The sequence below is a fragment of the Pseudomonas moorei genome (assembly GCF_008801475.1).
In the GTDB taxonomy this organism is placed as follows: Bacteria; Pseudomonadota; Gammaproteobacteria; order Pseudomonadales; family Pseudomonadaceae; genus Aquipseudomonas; species Aquipseudomonas moorei.
Genome location: NZ_VZPP01000018.1, coordinates 54,313 through 73,798, shown reverse-complemented (window position 1 = coordinate 73,798; position 19,486 = coordinate 54,313). Strand labels below are relative to the sequence as shown.

Sequence of the window (19,486 nt, the reverse complement as noted above, 5' to 3'; positions counted from 1 at the left end):
CGTTGGTTACATCTTTGATTTCTCGCGGAGTAACTTGTGATGCTGATAATCTGTTGACTAGCAGCCTGACTCCACAAGCACCCACACGAATTGCTTGATTCAGTTGTTAAAGAGCGGTTGGTTAAGAGCTTTGTCTCAACCGAGGCGCGCATTCTACAGCAGCCTCATTTGCTGTCAAGTGATTATTTTCAGAAGTTTTCAAGAAATCCTTAACAACTTCAACCACTTGCGCTTTCGATCTCTCGTCAGCGGGAGGCGAATTCTACAGCGTTACTCGCTGCTGTCAACACCTCTTTTTCAACCTCCTTTCGACTTCGATGACCTGAAGCAACCCGCTGCCGAAAACTGCGTAACTCATTGTTTATCAAGGAGTTTTCCGTTTCGACTGCGCCGGAAGTGGGGCGAATTATAGGCTTCTAAAATTCGCCGTCAACACCTATTTTCATAAATTCGTCATATAGGTCAAAAAAGCCCTGAAAACAAAAAGGCCGACCCAATGGGTCGGCCTTCTATCCCCTTCTACTTACAAGCTAGGGAATGCGAACTGCGAAGCTTCGTGGCTCGCACGCTGCGGCCAACGCTGAGTGATGGCCTTGCGACGGGTGTAGAAGCGCACACCATCCGGACCGTAAGCATGCAGGTCGCCAAACAGCGAACGCTTCCAGCCACCAAAGCTGTGATAAGCCACTGGCACCGGCAACGGCACGTTGACGCCGACCATGCCGACTTCGATCTCATCGCAGAACAACCGCGCCGCTTCCCCATCACGGGTGAAGATGCAGGTGCCGTTGCCATACTCGTGATCATTGATCAGTTGCATGGCCTCTTCCAGGCTGTTCACTCGAACCACGCACAGTACCGGCCCGAAGATCTCTTCTTTATAGATGCGCATCTCCGGGGTGACGTTATCGAACAGGCAGCCACCCAGGAAGAAGCCTTCCTCGTGACCGGCCACGCTCAGGCCACGGCCATCGACCACCAGCTTCGCGCCGGCTGCAACGCCGTCTTCGACATAACCGCTGACCTTGTCGCGCGCCTGACCAGTGACCAGAGGCCCCATGTCCAGGCCGCAAGTGGTGCCGGCACCGATTTTCAATGCCTTGATTTGCGGTACCAGTTTGGCCACCAGCGCATCCGCCACCTGGTCGCCAACACAAACGGCCACCGAAATCGCCATGCAACGCTCGCCGCAGGAACCATAAGCTGCGCCCATCAGTGCGCTGACGGCATTGTCCAGATCCGCATCGGGCATCAGCACCGCGTGGTTCTTCGCCCCGCCCAGCGCCTGAACGCGTTTGCCGCGCTTGGTGCCTTCGGCATAGATGTATTCGGCAATCGGCGTCGACCCCACGAAGCTCAGCGCTTTGACTTCCGGCGCTTCGATCAGAGCGTCCACCGCAGTTTTGTCACCGTGTACCACGCTCAGCACGCCTTTAGGCAGGCCGGCTTCCAGCAGCAATTGTGCGATCAGCAGCGTCGAGCTCGGATCACGTTCGGAAGGCTTGAGGATAAAGCAGTTGCCGCACACGATCGCCAGTGGATACATCCACAGCGGAACCATGGCCGGGAAGTTGAACGGGGTGATACCGGCCACTACGCCCAGCGGCTGGAAGTCAGACCAGGCATCAATGTTCGGCCCGACATTACGGCTGTACTCGCCCTTGAGGATTTCCGGCGCCGCGCAAGCGAACTCGACGTTCTCGATGCCACGCTTGAGTTCACCGGCCGCATCTTCCAGGGTCTTGCCGTGTTCTTCGCTGATCAATTGAGCGATGCGGGCTTCGTTCTGCTCCAGCAGTTGCTTGAAGCGGAACATCACCTGGGCACGCTTGGCTGCAGGCGTGTTGCGCCAGGCCGGGAATGCAGCCTTGGCGGCGTCGATGGCGCTCTGGATGGTTTCGCGGGTCGCCAGTGGCAACTTGTGAATAGCCTGGCCCGTGGATGGGTTGAACACATCAACCGCGCGACCGTTCTCGGTCACCAGTTCGCCATTGATCAAATGCGGAATAACGCTCATGGAAGCTCCTGAAAAGTTGTCCACAGGCGCCCATCGAGAGGCACCTGCCAATTACCTATATATGTAGGAGCGAGCTTGCTCGCGAAAAACGAGAGAGCGCCGCGTTCATCCAGGCGACCCTCCTCATCGTTTACGTCCATCGCGAGCCAGCTCGCTCCTACAAGTTTTTTTCAAAATCAGTCGATTTTGCTCAGCACTTCACCCACCGCATCGAACAGACGATCAAGGTCTTGCGGCTTGCTGTTGAAGGTTGGGCCGAACTGCAGGGTGTCGCCGCCGAAGCGCACGTAGAACCCGGCTTTCCACAACGCGATGCCCGCTTCGAACGGACGCACGATGGCGTCGCCGTCACGCGGAGCGATCTGGATCGCACCGGCCAGGCCGAAGTTGCGGATGTCGATGATGTTTTTGGTGCCCTTCAGACCGTGCAACGCATTTTCGAAATGCGGTGCGACTTCGGCCACGCTCTGCACCAGGTTTTCCTTCTGCAACAGGTCGAGTGCTGCCAGGCCCGCGGCGCACGCCACCGGGTGTGCGGAATAGGTATAGCCGTGCGGGAATTCCACCGCGTATTCAGGGGTCGGCTGATTCATGAAGGTCTGGTAAATCTCGGAGCTGGCAATCACCGCGCCCATCGGGATCGCACCGTTAGTGACTTGCTTGGCGATGCACATCAGGTCCGGGGTCACGCCAAAGGTGTCGGCACCGAACATGTTGCCGGTACGGCCGAAACCGGTGATCACTTCGTCGAACACCAACAGGATGCTGTGCTGATCGCAGATTTCGCGCAGACGCTTGAGGTAACCCTGTGGCGGAACCAGCACGCCAGCGGAGCCGGCCATTGGCTCGACGAATACGGCGGCGATGTTCGACGCGTCATGCAGTTCGATCAGCTTCAGCAGTTCGTCTGCCAGGGCGATACCACCCTGCTCCGGCATGCCACGGGAGAACGCATTGCTCGCCAACAATGTGTGCGGCAAGTGATCGACGTCCATCATCGCCTGGCCGAACAGCTTGCGGTTGCCGTTCACGCCGCCGAGGCTGGTGCCGGCGATGTTCACACCGTGATAGCCACGGGCACGGCCAATCATCTTGGTCTTGGTCGACTGGCCTTTCAGGCGCCAGTAAGCACGCACCATCTTCACGGCGGTATCGGCGCACTCGGAACCCGAGTCGGTGAAGAACACGTGGTTCAGGTTACCCGGCGTCAGATCCGTGATTTTTTCCGCCAGTTGGAACGACAGCGGATGGCCGTACTGGAAGCCCGGCGAGTAGTCGAGGGTGCCCAGTTGCTTGGCGACGGCTTCCTGGATTTCCTTGCGGGTGTGCCCGGCGCCACAGGTCCACAGACCGGACAGCGAGTCATAGACTTTGCGGCCCTTGTCATCGATCAGCCAACTGCCCTCAGCGCCGACGATCAGACGCGGATCGCGCTGGAAGTTACGGTTGGCGGTGTACGGCATCCAGTGAGCATCGAGCTTGAGCTGGCTGGCCAGAGAAGTCGGGGCGTTTTCGGGCAAGTTCATGAGCGAAACCTCGCAAGGCAATAAGCGGCGTAGGGATTGAAAACCGTTGTTGCAGCTAAGTTGCCACGGCGATAAAGTCGGTGAAATGCAACTTTTGTAACCTTCAGTCTGCCATTCACTAAACATTCGAGTAGCCCGCATGAGCATTCGCCGTCCCGATCCACTGGCTCAAGTCAGCGACTTCGATATCCGCCTGTTGCGGATTTTTCGCAGCGTGGTCGAATGTGGCGGCTTTTCCGCGGCTGAAAGCGTGCTCGGCATCGGGCGCTCGGCCATTAGCCAGCAGATGAGCGACCTGGAACAGCGCCTGGGCCTTCGCCTGTGCCAACGCGGTCGCGCCGGTTTTTCCCTGACCGAGGAAGGGCGCGAGGTCTACCAATCGGCATTGCAGCTATTGAGTGCACTGGAAAGTTTCCGTACCGAGGTCAATGGCCTGCACCAGCACTTGCGCGGTGAATTGACCATCGGCTTGACCGACAACCTGGTCACTCTGCCCCACATGCGTATCACCCACGCCCTCGCGCAACTGAAAGAGCGCGGCCCGGACGTGCAAATCCAGATCCGCATGATCGCGCCCAACGAAGTGGAACAAGGTGTACTCGACGGTCGCCTGCACGTCGGCGTGGTGCCGCAGGCGAGTGCGTTGTCGGGTCTGGAATACCAGCCGCTGTACAGCGAACGCTCGTTGCTCTACTGCGCGGTCGGCCATCCGCTGTTCTATGTCGATGACAAGCAATTGGATGATGAGCGCCTCAACAGCCAGGACGCCATCGCCCCTACCTTTCGTTTACCGGCGGAAATCCAGGCCCATTATCAGGCGCTCAACTGCACCGCCAGTGCCTCCGACCGCGAAGGCATGGCGTTCCTGATCCTGACCGGGCGCTACATCGGTTACTTGCCGGATCACTACGCCAGCCTCTGGGTGCAACAAGGCCGATTGCGTGCCCTGAAACCCAGCGCGCGGTTTTATGACCTGAGTCTCGCCTCGGTCACGCGCAAAGGCCGCCGCCCTCATCTGGTGCTGGAAAGCTTCCTCGAAAGCCTGGCCGCCACGCGCTGAACAAACGCAAATCCTGCGACGGGGCTTGTCTGGAGCCCATGGGTGCGCTATCAACGCATTGGTTGCACCCACCTACCTGTTCGGAAGTGCCTATGACCTTTGAAGTCCCAGCCCACGGTGGCAAACCCACCAGCCGCATTCGTCAGAAGAACGAAGAGACCATCATCAAAGCCGCCGAAGACGAGTTCGCCCGTCACGGGTTCAAAGGCACCAGCATGAACACCATCGCCCTGAATGCCGGGCTGCCGAAGGCCAATCTGCATTACTACTTCACCAACAAACTCGGTTTGTACGTGGCGGTGCTGAGCAACATCCTGCAATTGTGGGACAGCACCTTCAACACCTTGACCGCCGAGGACGATCCGGCTGAAGCCCTGACCCGTTACATCCGCGCCAAAATGGAATTTTCCCGGCGCCAACCGCAGGCCTCACGCATCTTCGCCATGGAAGTCATCAGCGGTGGAGAATGCCTGACCGAGTATTTCAACCAGGACTATCGCACCTGGTTCCAGGGCCGGGCCGCCGTGTTTCAAGCGTGGATCGACGCAGGCAAAATGGACCCGGTCGATCCGGTGCACCTGATCTTCCTGCTGTGGGGCAGCACTCAGCATTACGCCGACTTCGCCACCCAGATTTGCCGTGTCAGCGGGCGCAGCAAGTTGACCAGGCAGGACATGGAAGACGCCGGCAATAACCTGATCCGAATCATCCTCAAGGGCTGCGGCCTGACTCCGACTATTTAAGACACCTATGCCTTTTACCCTCAGTGGTTTTTGCGAACATCGCGAAGAGATTCGCAAAAGCCGCTTCATTACCTTCGCCGCACCGATCACCAGTCCCGCTGAAGCCCAGGCGTTCATCGAGCAACACAGCGACTTGAATGCCACGCACAACTGTTGGGCATGGAAAATCGGTGATCAGTACCGCAGCACCGACGACGGCGAACCGGGCGGCACGGCTGGCCGCCCGATTCTGGCCGCAATCGAAGCGCAGGATTGTGACCAGGTCGTGGTGCTGGTGATTCGTTGGTACGGCGGCATTCAACTGGGCACCGGGGGACTCGCCCGGGCGTATGGCGGCGGTGCGAACAAATGTCTGCAAGCGGCACCGAAGATCGAGTTGATCAGCCGGGTGCCATTAAGTTGCGCCTGTGCCTTTGGTGAGTTGGCCCTGGTGAAGCTGCGGGTCGCGGAACTTGGTGGCCTGGTGGTGGAAGAAAGCTTCACTGCCAATGGCGTTGAACTGCAGTTGGCGGTCGGTGCAGAGCATATTGACACCCTGCAATCGCAGCTTGCCGATTTGAGTCGCGGACGCATTTTGTTGCAGCGTTGAGGCTGCAATCTTTTGGGGCACGCCGCTTTTCCACTTATTCCATACTTGCCCACATCTGCTGTGCACCCGGCTGTGGATAACCTGAGCACATACCGCTGTAACCCTTCTATCATGCGGCTTTGCGGGCTTTGCTCATTTTTCGTCCAATTTGTGATCCAAAACGCTAAATCCACGTAAAAACAAATAGTTAGCGTGGTTTAGTACCTTTGGAAGATAGCCGCCCTGCGCTTATGCCCTCCCATTGAGCTTGCACACAAATACTGTGGAGCAATCTGTGGATAACCCGTTCATGGCTGTCGCGGCCCCATACCGGACATGGCTTACGCTCAACTGCTCAAATTTTGATCAAATACCGACGAGCGAAACCGGAGCCTGATCAATGGCTTTGCCCTTAAGTGGTGCCGAATAAGAGGGGATGCCGAGCGAAGCGGCGGGCTCAACGCCTTCACTCATACCGGTTTGAATATTTCCTGACCCAATGGCCAGAAAATTGCTTTATCCACAGGCACAAGTCCAATCGCATCGAGCCTGTCATGCCCAACCCCGCGTCAGATCCCCTTCAAACGCCTCGTCTGCAACTGCGCAGAATCAGCAAACGCTATCCCGGCTGCCTGGCCAACGATGACATCGACCTGAGCATCGCGCCGGGAGAAATTCACGCCCTGCTCGGCGAAAACGGCGCGGGCAAAAGTACGCTGATGAAGATCATCTACGGCGTCGTCCACGCCGACGCGGGGGAACTGATCTGGCAGGGGCAACGCGTGAACATGCGCAATCCGGCCCAGGCCCGCAGTCTCGGTATTGGCATGGTGTTCCAGCATTTCTCGCTGTTCGAAACCCTCAGCGTGGCGCAGAACATCGCGCTGGCCATGGGCAAGGCGGCCGGCACTCCAAAGCAACTCGAACCGAAGATTCGTGAAGTCTCACAGCGTTATGGCATGGCGCTGGAACCGGAGCGACTTGTCCACAGCCTGTCCATCGGCGAACGGCAACGGGTGGAAATCATTCGCTGCCTGATGCAGGACATCCGCTTGCTGATCCTCGACGAACCCACCTCGGTGTTGACCCCACAGGAGGCCGATGACCTGTTCGTCACCCTGCGCCGACTCGCCGCCGAGGGCTGCAGCATTCTGTTCATCAGCCACAAACTCGGCGAAGTCCGCGCCCTGTGTCACAGCGCGACCGTATTGCGTGGCGGGCGGGTGGCCGGGCATTGCGTGCCGGCCGAATGCTCAGACCCGCAATTGGCGCGGTTGATGGTCGGCGAGGCCGCCGAGCTGATCGCCGATTATCCAAAGGTGCGCGGCGCTGACGCCTTTTTGAGGGTGAAGGACTTGTCCTGGCACAACCCGGACCCGTTTGGCTGTTCACTGAAGAACATCAACCTTGAAGTGCGCAGCGGCGAAATCGTCGGCATCGCCGGGGTGGCTGGCAATGGCCAGGACGAATTGCTGGCCCTGCTCAGCGGTGAACAACAGCTGAGCCGAGACGACGGCACAACGATCCGTTTCGGCAATGAAGCTGTTGCCCATTTGCGCCCCGATGCGCGACGCCTGCGCGGCCTGGCGTTCGTCCCCGCCGAGCGCCTTGGCCACGGTGCCGTGCCGGAGCTGAGTCTGGCGGATAACGCCCTGCTCACGGCATTTCAACAAGGGCTGGTCAGTAACGGCCTGGTGCAGCGCGGCAAAGTCGAAGCGCTGGCCGAAGAAATCATCCGTCGCTTCGGGGTCAAGACACCGGACAGCCATGCCTCGGCCCGCAGCCTGTCTGGCGGTAACTTGCAGAAATTCATCCTCGGACGGGAAATCCTTCAGCAACCGAAACTATTGGTGGCCGCGCACCCGACCTGGGGCGTGGATGTCGGTGCCGCCGCCACCATTCACCGGGCGTTGATTGCCTTGCGCGATGCCGGGGCGGCGATCCTGGTGATCTCCGAAGACCTCGACGAGTTGTTCCAGATCAGCGACCGCCTCGCCGCCCTGTGCGGCGGACGACTGTCGCCACTGCGCGCCACGGTCGACACCCGCCTGATCGATGTCGGCGGCTGGATGGCCGGCCGCTTCGACGCCCCTCAATCCCCTGCATCCGCAACGCTTTAACGGAGTGTCACATGCTGCTTTCCCTTGAACCCCGTGGCCAGCAATCGCGCCTGATGTTGTGGTGCTCGCCGTTGCTGGCAGCCGTCCTGACGTTGGGCTGTGGCTCGCTGCTGTTCATCGCCCTGGGGCATGATCCGCTGCCGACGCTGCACACCTTGCTGATCGCACCGGTCAGCGACGGGTATGGCGTGTCCGAATTGCTGGTCAAGGCCTTGCCGATTCTGCTCTGCGCGCTGGGCCTGGCGGTGGCCTATCAGGCGCGGATCTGGAACATCGGCGCCGAAGGCCAACTGTTGCTCGGTGCGCTGGCCGGCAGTGCGCTGGCGGTGAACATCATCGATATGCAAAGCCGTTGGGCGCTGGTGCTGATCCTGTGCAGCGGCACGCTGGCCGGCGCCGCATGGGCCGGGCTGACCGCGTGGTTGCGCACGCGCTTCAACGCCAATGAAATCCTCACCAGCATAATGCTCAATTACATCGCCCTGAACCTCTTGCTGTATTGCGTTCACGGCCCGCTGAAAGACCCGGAAGGCTTCAACTTTCCGCAGTCGGCAATGTTCGGCGATGCCAGTCGCCTGCCGTTGCTGATGGAGAATGGGCGAGTGCATGCCGGGGTGTATTTCGCCCTGCTCGCGCTGGTGGCGGTGTGGGTGTTGTTGCAGAAAAGCTTCGTCGGCTTCCAGATCAAAGTGCTTGGGCTGGACAAACGCGCGGCTGGTTTCGTCGGCTTTCGCGAAAAGCGCCTGATCTGGCTGGCGCTGTTGATCAGCGGCGGTCTGGCGGGGCTGGCCGGCGTTTGCGAAGTCACCGGCCCGATCGGTCAATTGGTGCCGCAAGTGTCGCCCGGTTACGGCTATGCGGCGATTACCGTGGCCTTTCTCGGCCGGTTAAACCCCATTGGCATCTTGTTTTCCAGCCTGTTGATGGCACTGCTGTACATCGGCGGCGAGAGCGCGCAGATGAGCCTGAATTTGCCCCAGGCGATCACGCAATTGTTCCAGGGGATGATGCTGTTTTTCCTGCTGGCCAGTGATGTGCTGATTCTCTATCGCCCGCGTTTGAACCTGCGCTGGTCCCGCCGCGCCCCCTCCACCGTCGTACACGCAGGAGCGCTGTGATGGATATCGATCTGCTGAGCAATATTTTCTACGCCATGGTGCGCTGCGGCACGCCCTTGCTGCTGGTGGCGCTGGGTGAACTGATCTGCGAGAAAAGCGGCGTCCTCAATCTGGGCCAGGAAGGCATGATGCTGTTTGGCGCAGTGATCGGTTTCATCGTCGCGTTCAACAGCGGCAACCTGTGGCTGGGGGTGCTGCTGGCGATGCTGGCCGGGATGCTGTTGTCTTCGCTGTTTGCGCTGGTGGCGCTGGTGTTCAACGCCAACCAGGTAGCCACCGGCCTGGCGCTGACGATTTTTGGCGTGGGCCTGTCAACCTTTGTCGGCGCTGCGTGGGTCGGTAAACCACTGGCGGGTTTCGAGCCCCTGGCGATCCCTTACTTGAGTGAAATCCCGCTGATCGGGCGGATGCTGTTTGCCCAGGATCTGCTGGTGTATCTGTCGTTCGCACTGTTTGCCCTGGTGGCCTGGGTGATCCTGAAAAGCCGCGTCGGGCTGATCATCCAGGCGGTCGGGGAAAACCCGGACGCGGCCAGCGCCATGGGCTTGCCGGTGCTGGGTGTGCGCGCATTGGCGGTGTTGTTTGGCGGTGCGATGGCCGGGTTAGCCGGGGCCTATCTGTCCCTGGCGTACACGCCGATGTGGGCGGAAAACATGAGCGCCGGTCGCGGCTGGATTGCCCTGGCACTGGTGGTGTTTGCCAGTTGGCGCGTGTGGCGTCTGCTGCTTGGCGCGTACCTGTTCGGACTCGCCAGCATCCTGCACCTGGTGGCACAGGGATTGGGGCTGGCGATTCCGTCGAGCCTGCTGGCGATGCTGCCGTATGTCGCGACCATTGTGGTGTTGGTGCTGTTGTCCCGGGATGCGCTGCGCACCCGGTTGTATGCGCCTGTATCGTTGGGGCAGCCGTGGCAGGCGGGGCATTAAGCCGTGATCGAGCGAGCTTGCTCCGGGCGGCGTTCCGACGATGGCATCCGCACAGGCAAAACCTGAGCAACGCCCCACGCCAGTTCAAAGATCAAGAAAACAACCAACAATGAACTCGCGCCATGAGCCAAGGCATAAGCCTGCCAGGCCGCAAACAGGAATCGGCCCGCCGCGTCATACCGACCGAACATCAACTGCGGATCACGTATCCGCAGCACCGCCCACACGCACACAATCGAGCCCAACAGATTGGCCATCAACAGGTGCACGGGCTCGAACGGTGGTAACGAACCTGGCAAATCGAAAGCCTGACTCACGCTGACCATCACCGCATGCAACGCCGCAAAACTCCACGGCGTGGCGAACGCCGCCGTCACGATCAAGTCATACCAGGCACTGCCGCGCACCAGTCGGCGATATTGCATAGAAGTCCACATCGGCGTCGCTCCATAAATTCAGGGAGCAACAAGGCTAAAGCCTGGAGTATGCTCCAGGGTCAAGCCCCTTTGAGACCTCATGATGCGCATCGGTGAATTAGCCCAGGCCAGCGCCGTCAGCCGCGACACGTTGCGTTTTTACGAGCAGCGCGGATTGATCGCCGCGCAACGCAGCGCCAACGGTTACCGCGACTACCCGGCGGACATGGTGCAACTGGTGCTGTATATCAAGACCGCTCAAAGACTGGGTTTTACCCTCAGCGAGATCGGCAACAGCGTCGCCGCCTTGTGGCAGTCCCCCGACCCGGACAGCGCCGTCACACAATTGCTGCATGACAAACTCAAGCTGATCGAAACCCGCATGGCTGAACTCGGCGCACTGCGCAATGAGTTGCAACAACGACTCGGTCAACGCTGTCCACTTAATCCATGACCCAACTGAACAAGGAGCCCCTCATGTCCACGGCAAAAACCGCACTCATTATCGGCGCCTCCCGGGGCCTGGGCCTCGGGCTGGTGAAAACCCTGCTGGCCGACGGCTGGCAAGTCACCGCCACCGTGCGCAACCCGCAGAACGCCGCAGCCTTGCAGGCCTTGGGCAAGGTGCGGATCGAGAAACTCGACATGGACGACCCGCAACAGGTCAACGCATTGAGTCAACAGCTCAAAGGCGAAGTGTTCGACTTGTTGTTCGTCAATGCCGGCGTCAAGGGGCCTGACGTCCAGACGCCGAATGGCGGCGCGACGCTGGCCGACGTCGGTCAGCTGTTTTTCACCAACGCCGTGGCGCCGATCAACCTGGCTCAGCGTTTCGTCGGGCAGATCCGGCCGGACACCGGCGTGCTGGCGTTCATGAGTTCGGTGCTGGGCAGCGTGACCATGCCGGACGCGCCGGAACTGGCGCTGTACAAGGCCAGCAAAGCGGCGTTGAACTCCATGACCAACAGCTTCGTCACGCAACTGGGCGAGCAGAAGCTGACCGTATTGTCGCTGCATCCGGGCTGGGTGAAGACCGACATGGGCGGCGAAGGCGCCGACATCGACGTTGAAACCAGCACCCGCGGCCTGGTTGATCAGGTGAATGCGTATGTCGGCAAGGGTGGGCATCACTTTGTGAATTACCGGGGCGAAACCATTCCCTGGTAACACAAGCCCGCTCCCACAGGGGTTCCGGTTGCTCTGTCGGACGAGGCTTGCCGGGAAAGCCGTTTTGATCGAAACTTCGCACCTCGCCTCCCCGGCGACCCTGGATCAGCAGACAGGGCAACACTGAGCTGGCAACCCTGAACCCCACTTTCAGAGGAGCCGGCCAACATGCCTGCGACCCGTACCTGGTTAAAAAATCCCCTCGCCATTTTCACGGCCAACGGTCTCGATGCCCGTGGCGGTCTGGTGCTGCAAGACGGCGTGATCGTCGAAGTGCTCAGCCTCGGTCAACAACCTTCGGCACCGTGCAATGACGTGTTCGACGCCCGCGAGCACGTGATCCTGCCGGGCCTGATCAACACCCATCACCATTTCTATCAAACCCTGACCCGCGCCTGGGCGCCGGTGGTCAACCAGCCGTTGTTCCCTTGGCTGAAAACCCTGTACCCGGTCTGGGCCCGACTGACCCCGGAAAAACTCGCCCTCGCCACCAAAGTCGCGTTGGCCGAGTTACTGCTGTCCGGTTGCACCACCGCAGCCGATCACCACTATCTGTTCCCCGAAGGCCTGGAAAACGCGATCGACGTGCAAGTCGAAACTGTGCGCGAACTGGGCATGCGCGCCATGCTCACGCGCGGCTCCATGAGCCTCGGTGAAAAGGACGGCGGCCTGCCACCGCAACAAACCGTGCAGGAAGGCCAGGTGATCCTCGACGATAGCCAGCGCTTGATCGCCGAGTACCACGAACGCGGCGACGGCGCACAAATCCAGATCGCCCTGGCGCCCTGCTCGCCTTTTTCCGTGACCCCGGAAATCATGTCCGCCAGCGCCGAGCTGGCCAACAAACTCGACGTGCGCCTGCACACTCACCTGGCCGAAACCCTCGACGAAGAAGACTTCTGCCTGCAACGCTTCGGCCTGCGCACCGTGGACTACCTGGACAGCGTCGGCTGGCTCGGCCCGCGTACCTGGCTGGCCCACGGCATCCACTTCAACCCGGATGAAATCACCCGCCTCGGCGCGGCTGGCACCGGCATTTGCCATTGCCCGAGCTCGAACATGCGCCTGGCCTCCGGCATCTGCCCGACCATCGAACTGACCGACGCCGGTGCGCTGCTTGGCCTTGGCGTTGACGGTTCGGCGTCCAACGATGCGTCGAACATGATGCTCGAAACCCGACAAGCGCTGTACATCCAGCGCCTGCGCTACGGTGCCGAGAAGATCACGCCTGAACGTGTGCTGGGCTGGGCGACCAAAGGTTCGGCGAGCCTGTTGGGCCGCACCGATATCGGTGAGATTGCCGTGGGCAAGCAAGCCGACCTGGCGCTGTTCAAGCTCGACGAGCTGCGCTTCTCCGGTAGCCATGATCCGGTATCGGCACTGCTGCTGTGCGGCGCGGATCGCGCGGACCGGGTGATGGTCGGCGGCAAATGGCGAGTGATTGATGGACAGGTCGAAGGGCTGGATCTGAAAGGGTTGATTGCCGATCACAGCCAGGCGGCACGGCAGTTGATCGCAGGCACCTGATCCGACCACCGCCCCTGTGGGAGCGGGCTTGCCCGCGATAGCGGACTGTCAGCCGACAGACATGTTGAATGTGACGGCCTCATCGCGAGCAAGCCCGCTCCCACAAGGGATTTGTGGAGATTCAAAGTCCGAGCAGCGACAGCATGATAAACGTCGCAAACAATACAAAGTGGGTCATGCCTTCGATGGCGTTGGTTTCGCCATCGTTGAGGTTAATTGCGCTGACAATCAGGGTGATGAAGATCATCACGGTCTGTACCGGGGTCATGGCCATCTGAAACGGCTGGCCGGTATAGAGCGCCATCGCTTCCATCACCGGTACCGTCAGGATCACCGTCGACAGTGACGCGCCCAGCGCGATGTTGACCACTGACTGCATGCGGTTGGCCAGCGCCGCGCGCAACGCGGTCAAAATCTCAGGCGCCGCGGAAATCGCCGCTACCAGAATTGCTGTAACCACCGGCGGCGCGCCCGTCCCTTCCAGACCCAGATCAAGGGTCTTGGACATCACTTCGGCCAGTGCGCCGATCACCACCACCCCAAACACCAGAATGCCGATGGACAACGTCAGGTTGATCGGTGCCGGTTCACTTTCCTGAGACTCCTTCTTGCGACGCTTGTCCGGATAGCTATAGCTGAAAAAGTAACTATGCGGCCCGACCTGCATGCGCAGGAACAAGGCATACAGCAACACCATCGCACCGATGGTGAAGGCCGAGTAGAGCTTCCAGTTGGCCTCGGGAATGAATTCCGGCACCACCATCGACACGCCCATGGCAGTGAGGATCATCACGCTGTAGCTGCGCGCCGAATCATCGTTGTAGGACTGTTCGCCATGTTTGAGCCCGCCCATCAACGCCGCCAGACCGAGGATGCCGTTGATATCGAGCATCACCGCCGAATAAATCGTGTCACGCACCAGGGTCTTCGAGGCTTCGTTGCTCATCATGATCGCCAGGATCACCACTTCCACCAGCACCGCAGCCAGGGTCAGGATCATCGTGCCGTAGGGGTCGCCGACTTTCTCCGCCAGCAATTCGGCCTGATGAGCGACGCGCATGGAGGCCGCGACTATGAACGCGATCAACAGCAGTCCGCCGGTCAGCGCAATGGCCTGGCCGCTGTGCAGCAACCAGTGCTCCAGGGCGAAGGCAACAACGGCGGCGATCAGGGCCAGCAGCAGAAAGGTTTCTTGCTTGAGGACGGTGAGCATGTCGAGCCTTATTGCCGTGGGGAGCGTATGAGCTACTGACTGTGGGGTGGCGCTAACGTTTCGTTTTACCTTAGCGCACCAAGAGCAGGCAGCCGGTTTGGCAGGTGCACTTTTATCGGCCTTGCCGGCCCCTTCGCTAGCAAGCCAGCGCCTACGGAAGTTGCGCGAATCCTGTAGGAGCGGGCTTGCCAGCGAAGGCCTCACTCCGGTTTCAAATCATTTGTTGTCTTGTTGGTCAGCAATTTGCATTGGCCTGCCAACCACACAACAACATGGAGTTCCAATTCATGCACAAGCGTCCGTTGAAGAAGCTGCTTTGCGCCATTACGGCGGCCATCGGTCTGAGCGCCAGCCTGTCCGCCAGTGCCACCGATCCGCTGAAAGTCGGCTTCGTCTATATCGGTCCGATCGGTGACCATGGCTGGACGTATCAGCATGAACAGGGACGCAAGGCACTGGCGGAAAAATTCGGTCCGCAGATCACCACCAACTACGTGGAGAACGTCGCCGAGGGCGCCGACGCCGAGCGGGTGATCCGCAACATGGCCAAGGACAAGTACGACCTGATTTTCACCACATCTTTCGGCTACATGAACCCGACGCTGAAAGTCGCCAAACAATTTCCCACGGTGACCTTCGAACACGCCACGGGCTACAAACAGGACAAGAACCTCGGCACCTACCTGGCGCGCACCTACGAGGGTCGCTACGTCGGCGGATTCCTCGCGGCGAAGATGACCAAGACCAAGAAAATCGGCTACGTCGCGTCCTTTCCCATTCCGGAAGTGATCCGCGACATAAACGCTATTCAACTGGCCCTGAACAAGTACAACCCCGGCACCGAGATCAAGGTGGTGTGGGTCAATTCGTGGTTCGATCCGGGCAAGGAAGCCGATGCCGCCAACGCACTGATCGACCAGGGCGTGGACGTGGTGTTCCAGCACACCGACAGTCCGGCACCGATCCAGGCTGCAGAACGTCGTGGCGTGTATGCCGTCGGCTACGCTTCGGATATGGCGCACTTCGGGCCCAAGGCGGTGCTGACGTCCATCGTCAATGACTGGACCTCGCACTATATTCAGGCAACCCAGAGCGTGATCGACCATGACTGGAAATCCCAGGACTACTGGGGCGGCTTGAAAGAAGGCACGGTTGAACTGCCGATCAGCGACCTGGTGCCTGCACCGGTGAAAGCCGAGGCCGAGCAGATCATCGCCGACATCAAGAGCGGTGCGTTGCAACCGTTCACCGGGCCGATCAAGGATCAGGCCGGGGTCGAGAAAATTCCGGCGGGTGTGAGCGCGACCCATACGGAACTGGCGTCGATGAATTACTACGTTGAAGGCATGAAGGCCGAGATACCGAAGTAATTTCAATGCCCAACACAAAACCCTGTGGGAGCGGGCTTGCCCGCGATGGCGGACATTCAGTCAACAACGATGTTGGATGTGCTGACGTCATCGCGGGCAAGCCCGCTCCTACATTGGACCTTCAGTGCTTTCAGGATTGTGTATGACCAGCCTTCCCATCATCGACATCGCCCCGCTCTACAGCGACGACCAGAACGCCTGGTCAGCCGTGGCCACGCAAATCGACCACGCCTGCCGCGAATGGGGGTTTTTCTATATCAAGGGCCACCCGATCAGCGCCGCGCGCATCGATGCCGTACTCGACAGTGCCAAGCACTTCTTCGCCCAGCCTGCCGAAGAAAAGCTCAAGATCGACATCACCCAGACCCGCCACCATCGCGGTTACGGCGCCATCGCCACCGAGCAACTCGACCCGAGCAAACCCAGCGACCTCAAGGAAACCTTCGACATGGGCCTGCACCTGCCGGCCTGTCACCCTGAAGTGCTGGCGGAAAAACCCCTGCGCGGCCCCAACCGTCACCCGTCGCTGCCCGGCTGGGAAACACTGATGGAGCAGCACTACGTCGACATGCTAGCCCTTGCGCAGACCCTGTTGCGGGCGATGACGCTGGCCTTGGGCATCGAGCGCGATTTTTTCGATACGCGCTTCAACGAACCCGTCAGTGTCTTGCGGATGATCCATTACCCTCCGCGCCACACGGCCAGTTCGGCCGAACAGCAAGGTGCCGGCGCCCACACTGATTACGGTTGCATCACCTTGCTCTATCAAGATGCCGCTGGCGGTCTGCAAGTCCGGAACGTCAACGGTGAATGGATTGACGCGCCGCCCATCGACGGCACGTTCGTGGTTAACCTGGGCGACATGATGGCGCGCTGGAGCAATGACCGTTATCGGTCGACCCCACACCGGGTGATCAGCCCGCTGGGCGTGGATCGCTATTCGATGCCGTTCTTCGCCGAGCCACACCCCGACACCCGCATCGAATGCCTGCCCGGCTGTCAGGATGAGCTTCACCCGGCGAAATACCCGACCACCACCTGCGCCGAATTCCTGCTCTCGCGCTTCGCCGATACCTACGCCTATCGACGGGAACAGCAAGCGGTGTGATGAACCGCTCGGTCAGGTTTTACCAATTGTTGCAGCGAGCACCTGTAGAATGGCGGCCATCGCACCTGATGAGAACAGACTATGTACGACTGGCTGAACGCCCTGCCCAAGGCAGAACTGCACCTGCACCTTGAGGGTTCGCTGGAACCCGAACTGCTGTTCGCCCTGGCGGAACGCAACAAGATTGCCCTGCCGTGGAGCGACGTCGACACCCTGCGCAAGGCCTACGCCTTCAACAACCTGCAAGAGTTCCTCGACCTGTATTACCAGGGCGCCGACGTGTTGCGCACCTCCCAGGATTTCTACGACCTGACCTGGGCTTACCTGTTGCGTTGCAAGGCGCAGAACGTAATTCACACCGAACCGTTCTTCGACCCGCAGACCCACACCGACCGTGGCATTCCATTCGAAGTGGTGCTCAACGGCATCGCCGCCGCGTTGAAGGACGGTGAACAGCAACTGGGGATCACCAGCGGTTTGATCCTGAGTTTCCTGCGTCACCTGAGCGAAGAACAAGCGCAAAAAACCCTCGACCAGGCACTGCCATTCCGCGACGCGTTCGTCGCCGTCGGCCTCGACAGTTCTGAGATGGGCCACCCGCCGAGCAAGTTCCAGCGCGTGTTCGATCGTGCCCGCGGCGAAGGCTTCCTCACCGTTGCCCACGCCGGTGAAGAAGGTCCGCCCGAGTACATCTGGGAAGCCCTCGACCTGCTGAAGATCCAGCGCATCGACCATGGCGTACGGGCCATCGAAGACGAGCGCCTGATGCAACGCATCATCGACGAGCAAATCCCGCTGACCGTGTGCCCGCTGTCCAACACCAAGCTCCGCGTGTTCGATCACATGTCGCAGCACAACATTCTCGACATGCTCGAGCGTGGCGTGAAGGTGACCGTGAACTCCGATGACCCGGCGTACTTCGGCGGTTACGTCACCGAAAACTTCCATGCGTTGTACACCGACCTGGGCATGACCCAGGAGCAGGCCAAGCGGTTGGCGCAGAACAGCCTGGATGCACGTTTGGTCAAACCGTAAGCGCACCGCAAAACCAATGCAGGAGCGAGCTTGCTCGCTCCTGCAGGGTCAGCATTTAGCCGATGGATACCGGCTCGCTTAACTCCTCCAGCGTCTTGCCCCGCGTCTCCATCCCGAACATCCAGACCACCAGCGCCGCCAACGCAAAACACAACGCCCCCAGGGCGAACACCCCGCCCTGCCCCGTTATCGGGAACACCAGCCCGGTCACCATAGGCCCGAGCAGCGAACCCACGCGACCAATTGCCGAGGCAAAACCCGAGCCGGTGGCCCGCGCCGATGTCGGGTACAGCTCCGGGGTGTAGGTGTAGAGCACTGCCCACATACCGAACAGGAAAAACTGCATCAGCAACCCGGAGGCGATCAGCAGGCTGACGTTGCCGCCAAACACCGCACTCTGCCCATAAAGAAACGCCATCACCCCGCCGCCGAGCAGCGTCACGACACACACCGGCTTACGTCCCCAGCGCTCCACCAGCCAGGCCGCCATCAGGAAGCCGGGAATCCCGCCAAGGGAAATCAGCACCGTGTAATACACCGACTGAGTCACGGCAAACCCCGACTGTTGCAGCAAGGCACTGAGCCAGGAGGTCAAGCCATAGAAGCCGAGCAAGGCGAAGAACCAGACGCTCCAGATCATCATCGTGCGCTGGCGATACAGTGGCGACCAGATCTGACTCAGCGCCGAAAAGAAGTTGCCGGGTTGACTGGCCACCCGTGGCAGGCGAATCGGCTCGGGCAGGTGCGAATGACCCAATGAAGCCCTGACGCGCTCCTCGATACGCCGCAATACAGTATCCGCCGCCTCATGGTGACCGGCCTGCTCCAGCCAGCGCGGTGACTCGGGAATGAAAAAGCGGATCGTCAGGACGAACACCGCCGGCACCGCCAACACCAGAAAAATGTCCCGCCAACCAATCACCGGCAACAGGAAGTAGGAAAGCACCCCGGCGGCGACGAAGCCCAGCGGCCAGAAACCGTCCATCAATGCGATGTAGCGTCCGCGTCGCTTGGCCGGAATCAGTTCGGACAGCATCGACTGAGCAATGGGAAACTCCATGCCCATGCCGATTCCCAACAGGATTCGGAACAACGTCAGCGTCTCTATCGTTTGCGCCGTGGAGCACAGGTAGCTGGCGAGCCCCCACAACACGATGCTCCACTGGAACACCGGTTTACGCCCGAAGCGGTCAGCCAGCATCCCGGAGAGCGACGCGCCGACCACCATCCCGAAAAAACTCGAACTGGCCAGAAAGCCCGCCTGCGCGGTGCTCAGGCCGAACTCGGCTTTGATCGAGCCGAGCAGGAACGTCATCATCGCCAGGTCCATGGAGTCGAAGAAAAACGCCAGGGCAATAATGATGAAAATGACGCGGTGATAGCCGCTGATGGGCAGTCGTTCCAGACGTTCTGCCGCGCTGTAGCTTCGTGTGTCCATACCGCATACCCCCAATCCAGGAAATCCCCGGATCGAGTGTGCGTGATAGCCATGGGGGGTTATTGCTGGATGCGACCTGTCCGGACCTCTGAACGACGTCTGGCGCCATAACCCCAGACGTCAGCCTGAAAACG

General features: G+C 60.1%; 17 protein-coding genes. 12 read left to right on the top strand and 5 right to left on the bottom strand.

From position 1 onward, the window contains the following. Window positions 1-523: 523 nt before the first annotated feature. Both F7R06_RS27510 and aptA read right to left on the bottom strand, forming a co-directional pair. A complete protein-coding gene (locus F7R06_RS27510; RefSeq protein WP_090328820.1) occupies window positions 524-2,017 on the bottom strand; it encodes a CoA-acylating methylmalonate-semialdehyde dehydrogenase in 1,494 nt (497 codons plus the stop codon). Window positions 2,018-2,193: 176 nt separating this feature from the next. Next, the gene (gene aptA, locus F7R06_RS27505) at window positions 2,194-3,543 is read right to left on the bottom strand and encodes an omega-aminotransferase AptA (RefSeq protein WP_090328818.1); all 1,350 of its coding nucleotides are present in this window, start codon (window positions 3,541-3,543) and stop codon (window positions 2,194-2,196) included. Window positions 3,544-3,682: 139 nt separating this feature from the next. Between aptA and F7R06_RS27500 the strand changes: the two genes are divergently transcribed. The 6 genes from F7R06_RS27500 (at window position 3,683) to F7R06_RS27475 (ending at window position 10,078) form a co-directional block, all read left to right on the top strand. Beyond that, window positions 3,683-4,603, top strand: coding sequence for a LysR family transcriptional regulator (locus F7R06_RS27500; RefSeq protein ID WP_090328816.1), 921 nt, complete (start codon window positions 3,683-3,685; stop codon window positions 4,601-4,603). Window positions 4,604-4,695: 92 nt separating this feature from the next. Further along, a complete protein-coding gene (locus F7R06_RS27495; protein ID WP_090328814.1) occupies window positions 4,696-5,346 on the top strand; it encodes a TetR/AcrR family transcriptional regulator in 651 nt (216 codons plus the stop codon). A 7-nt stretch (window positions 5,347-5,353) separates the two neighbouring features. Continuing rightward, window positions 5,354-5,935 (top strand): IMPACT family protein, encoded by a 582-nt coding sequence (locus F7R06_RS27490; RefSeq protein ID WP_090328812.1) that lies wholly within the window; start codon window positions 5,354-5,356, stop codon window positions 5,933-5,935. Window positions 5,936-6,468: 533 nt separating this feature from the next. Continuing rightward, window positions 6,469-8,034 (top strand): ABC transporter ATP-binding protein, encoded by a 1,566-nt coding sequence (locus F7R06_RS27485; RefSeq protein WP_090328810.1) that lies wholly within the window; start codon window positions 6,469-6,471, stop codon window positions 8,032-8,034. 11 nt (window positions 8,035-8,045) lie between these two features. Then, entirely contained in the window at window positions 8,046-9,152 is a 1,107-nt protein-coding gene (locus F7R06_RS27480) for an ABC transporter permease (protein WP_090328808.1), read from the top strand. Then, the gene (locus F7R06_RS27475) at window positions 9,152-10,078 is read left to right on the top strand and encodes an ABC transporter permease (protein ID WP_090328806.1); all 927 of its coding nucleotides are present in this window, start codon (window positions 9,152-9,154) and stop codon (window positions 10,076-10,078) included. Before F7R06_RS27480 ends, F7R06_RS27475 begins: the two co-directional genes overlap by 1 nt. On the opposite strand, the gene F7R06_RS27470 is transcribed toward F7R06_RS27475, so the two are convergent. After that, window positions 10,075-10,515 carry a hypothetical protein gene (locus tag F7R06_RS27470; protein WP_090328804.1) on the bottom strand — a complete coding sequence of 147 codons (441 nt, stop codon included), beginning with the start codon at window positions 10,513-10,515 and terminating at the stop codon, window positions 10,075-10,077. The genes F7R06_RS27475 and F7R06_RS27470 overlap by 4 nt on opposite strands. Before the next feature lie 82 nt (window positions 10,516-10,597). Between F7R06_RS27470 and F7R06_RS27465 the strand changes: the two genes are divergently transcribed. The 3 genes from F7R06_RS27465 (at window position 10,598) to F7R06_RS27455 (ending at window position 13,188) form a co-directional block, all read left to right on the top strand. Further along, entirely contained in the window at window positions 10,598-10,948 is a 351-nt protein-coding gene (locus F7R06_RS27465) for a MerR family transcriptional regulator (protein ID WP_090328837.1), read from the top strand. A gap of 23 nt (window positions 10,949-10,971) precedes the next feature. Continuing rightward, window positions 10,972-11,661, top strand: a complete 690-nt coding sequence (locus F7R06_RS27460; protein WP_090328802.1) for an SDR family oxidoreductase — start codon at window positions 10,972-10,974, stop codon at window positions 11,659-11,661. A 168-nt stretch (window positions 11,662-11,829) separates the two neighbouring features. Further along, a complete protein-coding gene (locus F7R06_RS27455; protein WP_090328800.1) occupies window positions 11,830-13,188 on the top strand; it encodes an 8-oxoguanine deaminase in 1,359 nt (452 codons plus the stop codon). A gap of 121 nt (window positions 13,189-13,309) precedes the next feature. On the opposite strand, the gene F7R06_RS27445 is transcribed toward F7R06_RS27455, so the two are convergent. After that, window positions 13,310-14,401: a calcium:cation antiporter gene (locus tag F7R06_RS27445; RefSeq protein ID WP_090328798.1), complete on the bottom strand. Its 1,092-nt coding sequence runs from the start codon at window positions 14,399-14,401 to the stop codon at window positions 13,310-13,312. A 287-nt stretch (window positions 14,402-14,688) separates the two neighbouring features. Between F7R06_RS27445 and F7R06_RS27440 the strand changes: the two genes are divergently transcribed. The 3 genes from F7R06_RS27440 to F7R06_RS27425 all read left to right on the top strand — a co-directional run bounded on the left by F7R06_RS27440 (window position 14,689) and on the right by F7R06_RS27425 (window position 17,914). Further along, window positions 14,689-15,771, top strand: coding sequence for a BMP family ABC transporter substrate-binding protein (locus tag F7R06_RS27440; RefSeq protein WP_090328796.1), 1,083 nt, complete (start codon window positions 14,689-14,691; stop codon window positions 15,769-15,771). 142 nt (window positions 15,772-15,913) lie between these two features. Beyond that, on the top strand, window positions 15,914-16,879 hold the full coding sequence (locus F7R06_RS27430) for a 2-oxoglutarate and iron-dependent oxygenase domain-containing protein (protein WP_090328794.1): 966 nt from the start codon (window positions 15,914-15,916) through the stop codon (window positions 16,877-16,879). 81 nt (window positions 16,880-16,960) lie between these two features. After that, the gene (locus F7R06_RS27425) at window positions 16,961-17,914 is read left to right on the top strand and encodes an adenosine deaminase (RefSeq protein ID WP_090328792.1); all 954 of its coding nucleotides are present in this window, start codon (window positions 16,961-16,963) and stop codon (window positions 17,912-17,914) included. A gap of 55 nt (window positions 17,915-17,969) precedes the next feature. Here F7R06_RS27425 and F7R06_RS27420 read toward each other — a convergent pair whose 3' ends face one another. Beyond that, complete coding sequence (locus F7R06_RS27420) at window positions 17,970-19,352, bottom strand: MFS transporter (protein WP_090328790.1); 1,383 nt, start codon at window positions 19,350-19,352, stop codon at window positions 17,970-17,972. Window positions 19,353-19,486 lie beyond the last annotated feature (134 nt).